This window comes from Streptomyces sp. NPDC006798, from assembly GCF_040635975.1.
Taxonomy (GTDB): Bacteria; Actinomycetota; Actinomycetes; order Streptomycetales; family Streptomycetaceae; genus Streptomyces.
Genome location: NZ_JBEYIS010000011.1, coordinates 82,559 through 97,055, shown reverse-complemented (window position 1 = coordinate 97,055; position 14,497 = coordinate 82,559). Strand labels below are relative to the sequence as shown.

14 protein-coding genes are annotated in these 14,497 nt (G+C 71.6%); 7 read left to right on the top strand and 7 right to left on the bottom strand.

The window, feature by feature from the left end; genetic code table 11:
- Nucleotides 1–152: 152 nt before the first annotated feature.
- From ABZ714_RS10080 to ABZ714_RS10070, 3 genes are all read right to left on the bottom strand, one after another.
- Entirely contained in the window at nt 153–446 is a 294-nt protein-coding gene (locus tag ABZ714_RS10080) for a hypothetical protein (RefSeq protein ID WP_358824693.1), read from the bottom strand.
- 75 nt (nt 447–521) lie between these two features.
- A complete protein-coding gene (locus ABZ714_RS10075; RefSeq protein ID WP_358824760.1) occupies nt 522–908 on the bottom strand; it encodes a hypothetical protein in 387 nt (128 codons plus the stop codon).
- 287 nt (nt 909–1,195) lie between these two features.
- Complete coding sequence (locus ABZ714_RS10070; RefSeq protein ID WP_358824692.1) at nt 1,196–1,687, bottom strand: ATP-binding protein; 492 nt, start codon at nt 1,685–1,687, stop codon at nt 1,196–1,198.
- Nucleotides 1,688–1,814: 127 nt separating this feature from the next.
- Here ABZ714_RS10070 and ABZ714_RS10065 point away from each other — a divergent pair, with 127 nt between their 5' ends.
- Nucleotides 1,815–2,675 (top strand): helix-turn-helix transcriptional regulator, encoded by an 861-nt coding sequence (locus ABZ714_RS10065; RefSeq protein WP_358824691.1) that lies wholly within the window; start codon nt 1,815–1,817, stop codon nt 2,673–2,675.
- Nucleotides 2,676–2,912 carry a DUF397 domain-containing protein gene (locus ABZ714_RS10060; RefSeq protein ID WP_358824690.1) on the top strand — a complete coding sequence of 79 codons (237 nt, stop codon included), beginning with the start codon at nt 2,676–2,678 and terminating at the stop codon, nt 2,910–2,912. It abuts the gene before it with no gap.
- 241 nt (nt 2,913–3,153) lie between these two features.
- Here ABZ714_RS10060 and ABZ714_RS10055 read toward each other — a convergent pair whose 3' ends face one another.
- Nucleotides 3,154–3,747, bottom strand: coding sequence for a hypothetical protein (locus tag ABZ714_RS10055; RefSeq protein ID WP_358824689.1), 594 nt, complete (start codon nt 3,745–3,747; stop codon nt 3,154–3,156).
- 151 nt (nt 3,748–3,898) lie between these two features.
- Here ABZ714_RS10055 and ABZ714_RS10050 point away from each other — a divergent pair, with 151 nt between their 5' ends.
- From ABZ714_RS10050 to ABZ714_RS10035, 4 genes are all read left to right on the top strand, one after another.
- On the top strand, nt 3,899–4,684 hold the full coding sequence (locus ABZ714_RS10050) for a TSUP family transporter (RefSeq protein WP_358824688.1): 786 nt from the start codon (nt 3,899–3,901) through the stop codon (nt 4,682–4,684).
- Nucleotides 4,685–4,825: 141 nt separating this feature from the next.
- Complete coding sequence (locus ABZ714_RS10045) at nt 4,826–5,485, top strand: isochorismatase family protein (protein WP_358824687.1); 660 nt, start codon at nt 4,826–4,828, stop codon at nt 5,483–5,485.
- Between the two features lie 124 nt (nt 5,486–5,609).
- A complete protein-coding gene (locus ABZ714_RS10040; protein WP_358824686.1) occupies nt 5,610–8,903 on the top strand; it encodes a hypothetical protein in 3,294 nt (1,097 codons plus the stop codon).
- A gap of 32 nt (nt 8,904–8,935) precedes the next feature.
- Nucleotides 8,936–9,373, top strand: a complete 438-nt coding sequence (locus ABZ714_RS10035; RefSeq protein ID WP_358824685.1) for a YchJ family protein — start codon at nt 8,936–8,938, stop codon at nt 9,371–9,373.
- An 82-nt stretch (nt 9,374–9,455) separates the two neighbouring features.
- Here ABZ714_RS10035 and ABZ714_RS10030 read toward each other — a convergent pair whose 3' ends face one another.
- On the bottom strand, nt 9,456–9,713 hold the full coding sequence (locus tag ABZ714_RS10030) for a hypothetical protein (protein ID WP_358824684.1): 258 nt from the start codon (nt 9,711–9,713) through the stop codon (nt 9,456–9,458).
- Nucleotides 9,714–9,917: 204 nt separating this feature from the next.
- Complete coding sequence (locus ABZ714_RS10025) at nt 9,918–10,991, bottom strand: ATP-dependent DNA ligase (protein ID WP_358824683.1); 1,074 nt, start codon at nt 10,989–10,991, stop codon at nt 9,918–9,920.
- A 62-nt stretch (nt 10,992–11,053) separates the two neighbouring features.
- Between ABZ714_RS10025 and ligD the strand changes: the two genes are divergently transcribed.
- On the top strand, nt 11,054–12,127 hold the full coding sequence (ligD, locus tag ABZ714_RS10020; protein WP_358824682.1) for a non-homologous end-joining DNA ligase: 1,074 nt from the start codon (nt 11,054–11,056) through the stop codon (nt 12,125–12,127).
- A 54-nt stretch (nt 12,128–12,181) separates the two neighbouring features.
- On the opposite strand, the gene ABZ714_RS10015 is transcribed toward ligD, so the two are convergent.
- Nucleotides 12,182–14,422: a family 16 glycoside hydrolase gene (locus tag ABZ714_RS10015; RefSeq protein ID WP_358824759.1), complete on the bottom strand. Its 2,241-nt coding sequence runs from the start codon at nt 14,420–14,422 to the stop codon at nt 12,182–12,184.
- Nucleotides 14,423–14,497 lie beyond the last annotated feature (75 nt).

The following is a 14,497-nucleotide window of genomic DNA, read 5'->3' as shown; positions in this document are numbered from 1 at the left end:
GAGGTGTTCGAGGTCCGGGCCCCCGACTTCCCCAAGCGGAGGCCCGGACCTCTCCCCCTTCCCCATTCCCCCCTTTTCCCCCTGTTCCCCCGTTTCCCCCCTCCGCCCCGGTGTCCCGAGTGCTCCCGGGCGCCGTCGTCGCCCGGGGCGGGTCACCGGAACGAAGCCACGGCCCATTCCGCGGCGAGCACCAGGGCGACCCCGGCGCCGAGGACCGCCGTGGCGACTCTGGTCCGTCCGGCCTTGCTGAGCACCAGCGCACTGCCCGACATGATCAGTGCGACACCGTAGAAGCCCATCGTCAGTACCGAATGCGTGCTGCCGAGCCGCAGGGTCAGCACCGCCCCTACCGCGACCATGATCACGGTGGAGAGGACGACGCGTACCCGGCGTGCCTGGCGTGGTGTGAGCCCCGTTCGTTCGGGGGCCGAATTGGCTTCCGACATGCGGGAAAGCCTATCCGCCCGGCCCATGGCGAGTGGTTCGGTGACCGGATCCGGAGTGATCACGGCCGGTTCCGGCTAACCGGTTCCACCGGCGCCCGCCCACCGGGGCGCGGTACCGGTGAGCTGGCAGGCCAGCAGATAGAGAGGAATGGGCGGAGTGTAGGGACTGTGGTCGTCGGGCCGGTGGACGAGCCGGGGACGGATCCCCGGGACCCGTGCCCCGGGGGCGTAGTGCGCGGGCAGCGGCCAGGTCACCCCGTCGTCGGACCCGGCGGGGACGATCCACCACCACCAGTCCGCGTCGGCGTAGACACAGCCGCTCCTCGGCAGCCCGCCCAGCAGCCGGAAACCGAAGCGGGCGGGCACCCCGACCGCGTCCCTGCCCAGGGCGGGCAGGAGGACGGGCGGCAGTTCGAGCCGGATCGTACGGTCCCGGTCGTCCGGGCCGCCCGTGGTGCCGATGGCTTCGGCACCACGCCCGGCGCGGTGACCGTACGTGACCACCGTGGTGCGGATGGCGGACCCGCGGCCCTGGTGCTCCGGACCGCCGGAGACGGTACGGGGCTCGGGACCGGCGAGCGTACGGGGCCCGGGCCCGGAGCGGGTGCGGGCATCCGGCCCGTACCCGGCGACGTACCGCGGGCGATACCCGCGTACGGTCGGCGTGCCTCGGTCCGCGCCGGGGGCGTGTGCCCCGACGACGACCCCGGCGCCCCCGCGACCGGCCCGGTGGAGAACCGCGTAGTGCCTCAGCACGGCCCCTCCGAACCCCTCGGGAAGGAGACGCCGTACGGAATGTGTGTGTGCGCCAGCTCGGCCCAGACGGTCCGGCCGGCGCCGTACAGGGCCGAATGCGCGCCCCACGAGCTGGAGACCGCCTCCACGAGCAGCAGTCCCCGGCCCCGTTCCTCCGCCTCGCGTGAATGGCAGACCTGCGGGCCCGAGGGGCCGCACCCCTGGTCCCGCACGCTGATCCGCAGTTGCTCCACGCCGTTGAGCAGTTCGCAGGCGACCAGATGGCTGCCGCTGTGCACCACGGCATTGGTCACCAGCTCGGATATCACCAGCATGGCGGTGTCGTGGGTGTCCCCGCCGATCCCCCAGCAGCGCAGCCGGTCCCCGGTGAGACGGCGGGCTCTGGAGACGTACTCGACGCGCGCCGGGAGCTCGAAGCCGTACCGGTGGTGGTCGGCCTCCGAGCACGGATCCAGGAGTGGGGCGTGGCGCGTGTCGTGGTTCACAACCAACACTGTCGCGCTGCAATCGACATTTTGGCAAGGGTCACTGTGAATTTTTCAGAGTGGGCATATTCAGCGACACTGGGCGCGTGGCACACTGCACGCATCAGCACGTGGGGAGGTCTTCGAAGTGAGTGAACCGCGGTCCGCCCCCACGGTGGGGCAGGTCGTCCTCGGCAAGCGCCTGCAGGATCTGCGCGAGCGCGCCGGACTCAGGCGCGAGGAGGCCGCGAAGGTCCTCCGGGTCGCCGCGGGCACCATTCGCCGGATGGAGACCGCCGAGGTCGCGCTGAAGATCCCGTACGTCCAACTGCTGCTGGACGCCTACGGCATCAGCGAGGAGGAGGCCCGCGGCTTCATCGAACTCGCCGAGGAGGCCAACAAGCCCGGCTGGTGGCAGCGGTTCCACGACGTCCTGCCCGGCTGGTTCAGCATGTACGTCAGCCTGGAGGGCGCGGCCAGCCTGATCCGGGCGTACGAGCCCCACTTCGTCCCCGGTCTGCTGCAGACCGAGGACTACTCCCGGGCGATCATGCTCAGCGGAGCCATCGGACAGACCGACCCCGATGACATCGAGCGCCATGTGGCGCTGCGGATGGAGCGGCAGTCCCTGCTGCTCCAGCCCGACGCACCCAGACTGTGGGTGATCATGGACGAGACGGTGTTCCGCAGGCCCGTCGGCGGCCCCGGCGTCATGCGCGAGCAGATCGACCGACTGCTCGAAGGCGCCGAACTGCCCCATGTCACCCTGCAGATCGCGGAGTTCGCGTCCGGACACCACCCCGGCACCTACGGGCCGTTCGTGCTGTTCCGGTTCGCAGTCCCCGAGCTCCCGGACATGGTGTACAGCGAGTACCTCAGCGGGGCCGTCTATCTCGACGCCCGCCCCGAGGTCGCCTCGCACCTTGAGGTTCTGGACCGCATGGCGGCCCAGGCCGCGACTGCACAACGCACGAAGGAGATCCTCAACGATCTCCGCAAGGAGCTATGAATGGAACACGTATACAACGGCATGCCCGCCACCGAGCTGGGCGACGTGGGCTGGCACAAGCCGTGGAGCGGCGGTAACGGCGGCAACTGCTTCGAGACGATGAAGCTGGCCGACGGCCGGGTCGCCGTCAGACAGTCCGCCGACCCCGAAGGCCCGGCGCTGATCTACACCCCCGGCGAGATCGCCGCCTTCATCCAGGGCGCCAAGTCCGGCAAGGCCGATTTCCTGCTCACCTGAGCAGCCCTCCGGTTCCCGCTCCCCGCTCCATTCCGTTCCGGATTCGCTTCCGCTCACCGATATTGATGGTTCCCATGACCGACAGATCCCCGTCCGACGGCTGTTTACCCTCGTTATCCCAGTCGTCCGGAAACGACGAACGGCGTGCAGGCCCGGCCCCGCACGCCGTTCGTCGTTTCCGGGCCCGGCCGGGATCGGGGCCGGGCGCGGATCGTCCCCGGCCCGGAGTCCCCGTCGTGCCTCAGTCCCGGTCGTCGTCCGGGGCGAACAAGTAGCGGCCCAGCATGCCGCCCGCCTCGGCCAGCACCCCCGGATCGCCCGCCGGGTCCTCCCGGAAGGCCAGATCCAGCAGATTGCTCGCCACCTGCACCGCCAGCCCCACCCGGCGGCGCGACTCCTCGTCGTCCGGCATTCCGTACTCCCGGACCAGCACCCGGTGCGCCAGCTCCGCGATCGCCTCGTCCGTACGACGCGCCTCGTCCTTGAGCGCCGCCATCCGCGGCCCCACGAACCACACCTGGTGATAGCCCGGATACCGCCGGAAGCGCTCCGCGTACGCGTCGAGCAGCAAGGTGATCAACTGCCGGGGCCGCTCCGGCAGCGGGCCGCCGAGAACCCGCTCCGCGATCTCCACATCCTGCCGCAGCCACCGGCCGACCAGCGTCACGACGACCGCGTTCCGGTCCGGGAACAGCTCCCGCGCCACCGGCTCGGGCACCCCCGCCCCGGCCGCGATCCGCGGTATCCCCAGGTCCTCGTAGCCGACTGACGCCAGCATCGTCGCCGCCGAGTTCAGGATCCGGTCGGACATCTCGCGGTGCTGCTCCTCGTCCATGGGCGCCACCGTATCGACCGGGGCGGGAGATCCGCACCGGCGCGTCGCCGGGAGCACCCGGACTCCGCGCCCGGGGCCTTCCGGCGATTCGCGCGGCCGTACGGTCCGACCCGGTGCGATCCTGCCCGACCAGGCGATCTAGGGTCGCCGCGTGCCCGATATACCGATGACCACCCTGATCGCCCTCGCCGTCGCCGCCGCGGCGGCGGGCTGGATCGACGCCGTCGTGGGCGGCGGCGGACTGCTGCTGCTCCCCGCCCTCCTGCTCGGCCTGCCGCAGGCCCCGGCGGCCCAGATCCTCGGCACCAACAAGGCCGTGGCCATCGTGGGCACCACGGGCGCCGCCGTCACCTATCTGCGCCGGGCCACCGTCGACATCCGTACGGCCGTACGGATCGGACTGGCCGCGCTCGCCGGATCGACGCTCGGGGCCTTCTTCGCGGCGGGCATCAGCAGCTCCGTCCTGCGGCCCGTCATCATGGTCGTCCTGGTCGGCGTGGCCGCTTTCGTCCTGCTGCGCCCCGGGTTCGGGACCGCGGGCACGGAGCGGCCGGCCGAGATCACCCGGGCTCGGATCCTGACCGCGGTCGTCCTGGTCGGCGGCGGAATCGGCTTCTACGACGGCCTCTTCGGCCCCGGCACCGGCACGTTCCTGGTCCTCGCGCTCACCGCCGTACTCCATCTCGATCTGGTGGCCGCGTCCGCCACGGCGAAGGTGGTCAATGTGTGCACCAACGCGGGCGCGCTGGCGATGTTCGCCTACCAGGGCTCCGTCCTGTGGCAACTGGCCGCCGCGCTGGCCGTGTTCAATCTCGCCGGGGCGACCGTCGGGGCCCGGATGGCGCTGAGCAAGGGCAGCGGCTTCGTCCGGGGTGTACTGCTGACGGTGGTCCTGGGCCTGGTGGCGAAGCTGGCGTTCGACCAGTGGGCGGGCTGACGCCGGGCCGGTCGCCGGGCGGGTCCTCCGGCTTCCGCGGCAGCCGTTTCCGGGCCGGTCAGCGGTTTGTCCACAGGCCCGGGAGCGATCCGCCGCGATCACGTACGGTGTGATCACCTTCGAGTACGAGGCGGTGTGAGCATGGTGGAATCCGCGGAGCCCGAGCCCTCCGACGGCGGTGGGTTCGTCCGGGACGGCGTATGGCATTCGGTGCCCCGCAGAGCCGTGGCCACCGCCCCCGTCGACGCCCTGATCCTGGTGGACGCGCAGACCGCCTTCCTCGCCGGTCCCGAGGCCGTGCCCGACGCCGGAAAGCTGGTCGACCGGCTCACCCGGCTGCTGGAGCGGGCCCGCGCGGCGGGCGCCCTCGTGGTCCATCTCCGCAATGACGGGGAGCCGGACGCCGTGGACGAGCCCGGCGCGCCGGGCTGGGAGCTGTATCTCCCGGTGATCGAGTCGGTCCGTGAGGTGGTGGTCGCCAAATCGTCCGACGACGGCTTCGACGGCACCGGCCTCGGGGACCTCGTCGACCGCCACGGAGTGCGGAGCGTCGTGATAGCGGGCGTGCTGTCGGAGATGTGCGTCAGCGCCACGGCCTTCGGCGCGACGGAGCACGGACTGCGCGTCGTCCTGCCCCATGACACCCATGCCACCTACGGGCTGGACGACATCCCGCCGACCGTGGTCTCCCGCGTCGCCGAACACGCCCTGGGCTCCGACCCGGAGTTCGTGACGGCGGCGGAGCACGTACCGTTCACCGGCCCCGGGGCCGGTGACGAACCGCCCGGGCACGGCGCATGACCGTATCGGACGGACAGATCACAACGATGGTCCGGGATCCCCTCGGCGACCTCCGGGCCCGTGGTAGACCGGACGCGGACAGGGCCGCCCGGACGAGGCGGCAGGGGAATGACGGGGGTTCGGGGTGCGGGGACGGCGACAGCTCAACTACCGGGACGCGGTGGCGATCCTGACCGGTGACGGCGCCGGACTCGCCGCCGCGGACCGGGCGCTCGGGGGAGCGCTCTCCGTGGCGACGGGCGGCGTCAGCGACGCCGTGCTCAATCTGCTCGACGTCCAGGGCCGCGTACTGCGGCTCGGCCGCGAGCTGACGTCCGAGCTGCGCGGCGGACTGAACGACGCCGACCGGGCGACCCGTACGGAACGGATCGCCGCCGCCCACACCGTGCTGGTGATCACCGCGTGGTTCGAGGAACTCGGCGAGACCGAACTGCCCTTCCGGCTCCAGGACCTGGAGCTGACCGGCCGTGAACAGGTCGCGGTCACCGGCGGGGGCGGCGCCCCCGGCCCCGACCTCTTCGGAGCCCTCGCCGACTTCCCGGTCGGCCCGCCCGCACCCCACCGGCCGTACGAGGAGAACCTCGGACAGGTCCACGCCCACTACGGGCACTTCTGGCGCGCCCTCACCGACTTCGTCCGGGGCCTCGCGCTCTACGACGGCCTCGACGACACCGCCAGGACCCGGATCGCCCGGATGGACGACTCCCTCGCCGACCGGGCCGTCGACCGCTACCAGGAGCTGTACACCCAGCTCGCCCAGGAAGTCCCCGAGTTCGGCTTCTGGTCCGGCCAGATCGAGCACCAGGCCACCCGGGTCGCCGTCCGCCAGTCCCTCACCGGAATCGAGTCGACCCTCCACGGACTGACCGCCGCCCAGGCCCCGCGCCACGCCGCCGCGTCCCTCGTCACCGGCTACCGCGCCGCCCTCGACCGCGCCATCCTCGCCGAGGGCAACGCCCCCGCCGGAGTCATGCTGCCCAGCCTCGGCGACGGCTACATCGACCCCGACTTCCGGCTCCGCGAAGTCGTCCCCGGCGCCGACGGCCCCGCCGACGAGAACTGGTGGAGCCCGGCGGACGTCCGATCCGATCTCCCCGAATGCCTGGCCGGGCTGTTCACCCAGCCCCAGTACACCCGGACCCCGCTCGTCGTCCTCGGCCAGCCCGGTGCGGGCAAATCCGTACTGACGAAGATCCTCGCGGCCCGGCTGCCGCAGGCGGGCTATCTGCCGGTACGGGTCCTGCTGCGCGAGGTCCCCGCCGACGCCGACGTCCAGGACCAGATCGAGTACGCCGTGCGCGCGGCCACCGGGGAGCGCGTCACCTGGCCCGAACTCGTCCGCGCCGCCGGGGACGCCGTCCCCGTCCTCCTCTTCGACGGCTACGACGAACTCCTCCAGGCCACCGGCGTCAGCCAGTCCGACTTCCTCACCCGCGTCACCCGCTTCCAGGAACGCGAGGCCGACCAGGGCCGCCCGGTCTACGCGATCGTCACCAGCCGGACCGCCGTCGCCGACCGCCCCCGCTACCCGGAGGGCACGGTCGCCCTCCGCCTCGAACCCTTCACCGCCCGGCAGGTGGAACTCTGGCTCGGCTGGTGGAACCGGATCAACGCCGGATATCTGGCCGGCCGCGGCCTCGCCCCGCTCCCCGCAGAGGTCGCGATACGGCATCCGGCCCTCGCCTCCCAGCCGCTGCTGCTGCTGATGCTCGCCCTCTACGACGGCACCGACAACGCCCTCCAGCGGGCGGCGGGCCCCGGGGTCGAATTCGACGAGGCCGCGCTCTACGAGGAGTTGCTGACCTCCTTCGCCACCCGAGAGGTGATGAAGTCCAATCCGGGGCTGCCGAAGCGGGAGCTGGAGGACCGGGCCGAGCAGGAGATCCAGCGGCTCTCCCTGATCTCCTTCGGCATGCTCAACCGCCGCCGCCAGTGGATCACCTCCCAGGAGGCCGAAGCGGATCTGGCGGCGATCCTGGGCCGCGAGGCCGCCGTCGCCCACGACTTCCAGAGCTCGCTCAGCCGGGGCGAGATCGCCCTCGGCCGGTTCTTCTTCGTCCAGCGCGCCCAGGCGTTCCGCGACAACGAGCGGATGGTGACGTTCGAGTTCCTGCACGCCACCTTCGGCGAGTATCTGGTCGCCCGGCTCGCCGTCCAGCTCCTGGAATCGCTGCTCGGCCAGCGCCCGGCCCTCGCCGTCGGCCGGACCCGGGTCGAGGACGACCTGCTCTACGTCGTGCTGTCGTACGCCACCCTCGCCTCCCGCCAGATCCTCCCCTTCGCCGCCGCCCGGATCGCCCGGATCCCCGAGGCCGACCGGGAACGCCTCGGCGGCCTGCTGCTCACCGTCCTCACCGACCACCGCACCAGAACCGAACACGGCTATGCCGACTACCGCCCCGAGACCCGCGCCACCTCCTCCCGGCACGGGCTGTACTCGGCGAACATCGTCCTGCTGACCGTCCTGGTCACCGGTCGGCTGCTGGCGAGCCAGCTCTTCCCCGGCATGGAACACACCGCCGCCCTGTGGCACCGCAGGGCCCTGCTCTGGCGAGCGGCGTTCCGGGAGTCCGAGTGGACGGAGTTCGCCCTCGCCCTCTCGATCCGGCAGGCCTGGCGCGGTGAGCACCAGGATCTGGAGATCACCCCGGCCTTCGACGGCATCACCCAGGAGCCGGTCCGGCTCGACTGGTTCCAGGGCGTCCGGCTGACGGACGACGTCCCGGGCCGTACCGCCGACTGGGTCCGGTCGAGGCCCGAGCAGATCCGCCACAAGATGGTGGTCTCGGGCGGCAAGAACGACTCGATCGTGCTGCACGCGGTGGACCCGTTCCTGAGCCTGATGCCGGAGGCGGTGACGACGTTCACGGGCGGCCCGGACGGCGAGGTCAGCTCGGTCGCCCACCGGCTGACGAAGCTGTGGCTGCTGAGCGGTACGCGCGCGGACGGCGAGACGCTGGCCGAGGCGTACTGGAACTGTCTCGCCTCGGTGAGCCGGGGCGGTGAGATGCCGATGGAGGGCAGAAGGGCTCTCTCGGGGCTCCTCTACCGACAACTGGAGCGCGATGCGGACCGGTTGCCGGCCGAGACCCTCCGCCGACTGGCCGAGACCGGGATCTACGACTACCAGCGGACCGCCCGGCTGATGCTCCGGGCGATGGAGGGCCACGGCGACGACCAGGGGTTCCGTGACGACGTTCTGAGCCAACTGCGTTATCTCGCGGCCCGGGACATCCCGGACCTGGTGGAGCTCTGCGATCTGCCGCTCGGCTACGACGCCCGGCAACTGCTCCGGACCGTCGTCGCCGAGGCCCTGGAGACGGACCAGGCCGCAGCCAACGAGGGATCCCTCGTCATCGACCGTGCCCGCCGCTTCCTCGCCGAGAACCCGCGGATATCCGGCGACCCCGTCGATTAGTCCCCCGACCGCCCGCGCACGACAATGGACCCATGGCCTCACGACCCGCCCGCGCCCGGCGCGCGCCCGCTCCCGAACGGCTCACCGCCGAGACGCCCTGTCCCTGCGGGCTGCCCGCCGCCTACGGGGAGTGCTGCGGGCGGTTCCACTCCGGTACGGCGGCGGCGCCCACCGCCGAGCTGCTGATGCGCTCCCGCTACACCGCGTTCGTCGCCGGGGACGTCCCGTATCTCCTGCGGACCTGGCACCCGGACACCCGTCCGCCGGCGCTCGAACTCGACCTGCGGACGGTCTGGGAGGGGCTGGAGATCACCGACACCACCGAGGGGAGCGCGTTCCACACCACGGGCACGGTCACCTTCCGGGCCCGCTACCGGCAGCGGGGGCAGCGCGGAGAGCTGCACGAGCGCAGTACCTTCGGCCGGGTCGACGGGGCATGGGTCTACATCGACGGCACCTTCATCGAGTAGCCGGAGTACGGAGTAACCGGAGTTACCGGAGCAAACGCGGTAACCCGAGTGACCCGGCAGTGACCGGAGGCCGGGACGGCTGTCAGTGGTGGCCGTCCGGGAGCACCATCAGCCGGGGGTTGTAAGCCGCCAGGACCTTGTTCGCCCGGGCCACCTCCGACAGCAGCCGTTCCCGGTCCGCCCAGGCGGGGCCGGGCAGCGGCGCCCGCAGCAGGATCATCTCCCGCATCGCGCTGTCCGCCTCCATCTCGGCCGTCAGTACATGGGTGGGCATACAGGAGCCGATCAGAGCCGCGACACGGTCGGGAATCGGTACGGGAACGAGTGGTGACGCGGTCACGGTGTCCAGTCCTTCTCTTGCCCGGCGGTCGGATTCGACCGGAGCGACGGGGCCGTACGGGAGGTGCGCACCGCGGGGACTCGCCCGGGCCCGTGCCACCGGCCGCACCGGCGACATACCTTACGACAATGTGCACCGCACACCCGAATCGATCATCATACGACGTCGGGGAGTTGACGCCCAGGGTTGACCGCTGACGGTGTGTCACGCCCCGCCCGGTGCCGCCAGCACCTCACCGAGGTCATAGCCCACCGGCTCCTCCAGCTGGGCATATGTGCAGCTCGCCGGGGTCCGGTCGGGGCGCCAGCGGCGGAACTGGACCGTATGGCGGAATCGAGTGCCTTCCATATGGTCGTACGCCACCTCCGCGACCCGCTCCGGCCGCAGCGCCACCCAGGACAGGTCCTTCTTCCCGGTCCAGCGGCTCACCGCGCCCGGCAGCCGGGACGACTCATGGGCGCTCGCGTCCGCCCAGGCCGCCCAGGGATGGTCGTCGGCCGGGTCCATCCGCAGCGGCTCCAGCTCCGCCACCAGTTCGGCCCGGCGCTTCATCGGGAACGCGGCACAGACCCCGACGTGCTGGAGCGCGCCGGTGGAGTCGTGGAGCCCGAGCAGCAGGGACCCCACGATCGGGCCGCTCTTGTGGAAGCGGTACCCGGCGACGACGACATCGGCCGTCCGCTCGTGCTTGATCTTGAACATCAGCCGGGTGTCGGGCCGGTAGGGCAGATCGAGCGGTTTGGCGACGACTCCGTCGAGGCCCGCGCCCTCGTACCGGTCGAACCAGGTCAGGGCCAGCTCCCGGTCCGTGGTGGCGGGCGCCAGATGGACCGGTGGCCGGGCGGCGCGCAGCGCCTCGGTGAGCAGGACCCGGCGCTCCGCCAGGGGGGTGTCGAGATGGGAGTCGTCGCCGAGGGCGAGCAGATCGAAGGCGACGAAGGAGGCCGGGGTCCGCTCGGCGAGCATCCGGACCCGGGAGTCGGCGGGGTGGATGCGCTCGGTGAGCCGGTCGAAGTCGAGCCGGCCGCCGTGCACGATCACGATCTCGCCGTCGACCACGCAGCGGTCCGGGAGTTCGGCCGCCAGCGCCGCCACCAGTTCGGGGAAATAGCGGGTCAGCGGCTTACCGGTCCGGGACCCGATGACGATCTCGTCGCCGTCCCGGTGGATCACGGCCCGGAAGCCGTCCCATTTGGCCTCGTACTGCATATCGGGCGGGATGGTCTTCACGGACTTGGCCAGCATCGGCTTGACGGGCGGCATCACCGGGAGATCCATAGCAGGATTGTCAGGTATCACATGGAATGCGGCAAAAGTCGGCCCGGCATACCCTGACGGACATGGCCGGCCGAGCGATGGAACTGGAAGTGGGGGAGCGGACCGTCAAGGTCTCCAACCCCGACAAGATCTACTTTCCCGAGCGCGGATACACCAAGCTGGACATGGTCCGCTACTACCTGGCCGTCGGCGACGGCATCACCCGCGCCCTGCGCGACCGCCCGACGACCCTGGAGCGTTACCCCGACGGAGTGACGGGGGAGTCCTTCTTCCAGAAACGGGCCCCCAAGTATCTGCCCGACTGGATTCCCACCGCCCACATCACCTTCCCCAGCGGCCGGTCCGCCGACGAGATGTGCCCCACCGAACCGGCTGCCGTCGTCTGGGCCGCCAATCTGGGCGCCGTCACCTTCCATCCCTGGCCGGTACGGCGCGACGACACCGACCACCCGGACGAACTCCGGATCGACCTCGACCCCCAGCCGGGTACCGGCTACGAGGACGCCGTCCGGGCCGCCCACGAGCTGCGGGACGTCCTGGACGGAGTGGGGCTGCGCGGCTGGCCCAAGACCTCCGGCGGACGCGGGCTGCATGTCTTCGTCCCCATCACCCCCGACTGGACCTTCGTCCAGGTCCGCCGGGCCGCCATCGCCTGCGGCCGGCTGCTGGAGCGCCGGATGCCGGACCGGGTGACCATCAAATGGTGGAAGGAGGAGCGCGGCGAGCGGATCTTCGTCGACTACAACCAGACCGCCCGCGACCGGACCATCGCCTCCGCCTACTCCGTCCGCCCGCGTCCGCACGCCCCGGTCTCCGCGCCGCTGCGCTGGGACGAGATCGACGACGCCCGGCCGGAGGACTTCGACATCCGGACCATGCCCGTCCGCTATGCCGAGATCGGTGACGTCCACGCCGATATGGACGACCACCGGTTCGGCCTGGAGGAGCTGCTGGAGGTCGCCCGCAAGGACGAGGCCGACCACGGCCTGGGAGATCTGCCCTATCCGCCGGAGTATCCGAAGATGCCCGGCGAACCGAAGCGGGTCCAGCCCAGCCGGGCGAAGAAGCCGGAGCGGCCGGACGGCCCGGCGGACCCGAAGAAAGCGGCGGACCCGGAACAGGCCGAGCAGCCGTAGCCCGAACGGGCCCCCGCCGAAGCGGGGGCCCGCCGTCCGGTCAGCGACCGGGTGTCACAGCTCCTGGATCCGGATGTTCCGGTACGACACCACATCGGTCGTCCCGTGCACCTGGAGGCCGAGATGGCCGAGCGCGTACCGGCGGCCGTCCGTTCCGACGTCGCCCGAGCGCGGCGGCGCGAAGCTCTGACCCGCCGTGTTCTCGAACCGGTTGATCAGCACCCCGTCGCGGTAGACCGAGTACGACTGGCCGACCACCCGGATCTCGTAGTCGTTCCACGTGCCCTTGGGCGTCACCCCGGCCCCGGCCAGCCCGACCCGGTCGAAGCCGTAGACGGACCCCGTCTTGTACATATCGCCGTCCGGCCGGTCCAGGACCTGCACCTCGTGCCCGTACTTGATGGCCACCCACTCCGGACGCGGTTCCTCCGGATTCTCGTGGACATACGGGAAGCGGACGAAGACCCCGCTATTGGCGTGGCCCGTACCCGGGGCGTCGTCCCGCCACTGGAGCTTGAGGGAGAAGTCCCCGAACCGGCGCTGCGGGAACCAGAGCATGCCGAGCCCGCCCCGGGTGGTGCCGCTGGTCATCGAGCCGTCCTCATTGAGCGCGAACGAGCCGCCGCCGACGTGCTGCCAGCGGTCGAACGACTTCCGTGTCCCGTCGAAGAGGTCCTGGTAGCCGGTGTTCCGCCCCGGCTTGCCGAGTCCGGACGCCTTGGCCGCCGCGTACACCCTCCGGTGCTCGCGGGCGTCGATCACCCCGTCCTCCAGCAGCCGGTCCAGCACCTGGTCGACATGCTTGAGGAAGAGGGCGTGCGACGACCACGCCTTCTCGTCCTCGATCAGCTCGTTGACCGTGCACCGGGACCGGGTCATCCGGTTGGGCACCCCGGAGTCGACGGTGCCCACGATCACGGTCAGCCGCTCGTCCCACTCGGGGCAGCTCGGCGCCGGAACCCCGCCGCCCTCGGCGACCGTGAACGTGACCTTCAGCGCCGCCGAGGTATTGCCCGCCTTGTCCGTCGCCCGGTAGTGGAGCGTGTGATAGCCGAGCCGGTCGACGACCACGGGCCCGGTGTAGCCGAGATAGGGGCCGCCGTCGAGGGAGTACTCGATCCGCTCCACCCCCGAACCGCCGTGGTCCGCGGCGCTCACCGCGACCCGGGCCGCGCCGAGGTACGCCCCGTCGGAGTTCCGGGGCCCCGTCACATCCGCGCCCGTCACGGGCGGGGTGGTGTCCGGCTGCGGCGGTGTGACCACCGTGAACTCGGCGGACTTCGGGGCGGCGGCGTTCCCGGCCCGGTCGGTGGCCCGGTAGCGGACCGTGTGCGTACCCGGCTGATGCACCATCACCGGGGCGGTGTACGGCTGCCAGGCACCATCGGCGCCCATCGCGTACTCGATGGTGTTGACGCCGGAACCGGTGTCGGACGCCGTCACCGTCACGGTCGCCAGATCGAGATAGCGGCCCTGGGCGTCGCGTTCACCGCTGACCGCCGCCGAGGTCTCCGGCGGCGTACGGTCCCCGGTCGGCGGGGCCGCCACCCGGAAGTCCACCGACTTCCCGGCCGCCGTGTTCCCGGCCCGGTCGGTGGCCCGGTAGCGGATCCGGTGCTCCCCGACGGTGTTGACGACCACCGGCCCGGTGTACGACTGCCACGGGCCGTCGGTCCCGGTGGCGTACTCGATCCGCTCGACGCCCGAACCCTCGTCGGTCGCCGTCACCGCGACCGTGGCGACCCCGATGTACGCGCCGTCGGAGTTCCGGTCGCCCGTCACCTTCGCCTCGGTCACCGGCGCCGTGGTGTCCTCGCCCGCCGGATCGGAGACCGTCAGGATGCCCTGCATCTGGCCGTGCCCGGGGATCGTGCAGTAGAAGCGATAGCGCCCGGGGGTGAGGGTCACCTCGGCGGTGTGCTTGCCGCCCTGGTCGTCACCGGGGTTGGCCAGGATGTTCAGCGGTACGTCGTTGTTGAACTCGGGGTCCGAGACGTCGAAGGTCAGGGTGTGCGGCATCCCCGTGGTGTTCCCCGACGCCCGGCTGTTCTCGAAGACGATCGTGGTCCGGCCCGCCACCGCCGTGGCCGGGAAGGTGAGATAGCGGTCGATCGGATCGCCCGCCGTCCAGGTGAGGGTCTGCGCCGCGGCCGGCGCGGCACGCCGGTCCGCCCGGCCCTGCTGTCCGCTCCGCACGGCCTGCTCGGCGGCGGCTGCGGCGGTCCGGTCGGTACGGTCCGGCCCGCCGGGGCCGTCCTGGCCGTACGCCACCGCCGACAGCAGGCCGACGACCATCGCCAGGGCCGCCACCACGGCCGCCCACGGGCCCGTCGCGCGCCGGATACCGCCCGCTCCGCGCGGTCTCGGGCC

Coding starts and splice junctions, on each gene's coding strand:
- ABZ714_RS10080 (WP_358824693.1), bottom strand. CDS start 446: ATGTCGGAAGCCAATTCGGCCCCCGAACGAACGGGGCTCACACCACGC.
- ABZ714_RS10060 (WP_358824690.1), top strand. CDS start 2,676: ATGGAACACGTATACAACGGCATGCCCGCCACCGAGCTGGGCGACGTG.
- ABZ714_RS10055 (WP_358824689.1), bottom strand. CDS start 3,747: ATGGACGAGGAGCAGCACCGCGAGATGTCCGACCGGATCCTGAACTCG.
- ABZ714_RS10045 (WP_358824687.1), top strand. CDS start 4,826: ATGGTGGAATCCGCGGAGCCCGAGCCCTCCGACGGCGGTGGGTTCGTC.
- ABZ714_RS10035 (WP_358824685.1), top strand. CDS start 8,936: ATGGCCTCACGACCCGCCCGCGCCCGGCGCGCGCCCGCTCCCGAACGG.
- ABZ714_RS10025 (WP_358824683.1), bottom strand. CDS start 10,991: ATGGATCTCCCGGTGATGCCGCCCGTCAAGCCGATGCTGGCCAAGTCC.
- ligD (WP_358824682.1), top strand. CDS start 11,054: ATGGCCGGCCGAGCGATGGAACTGGAAGTGGGGGAGCGGACCGTCAAG.
- ABZ714_RS10015 (WP_358824759.1), bottom strand. CDS start 14,422: ATGGTCGTCGGCCTGCTGTCGGCGGTGGCGTACGGCCAGGACGGCCCC.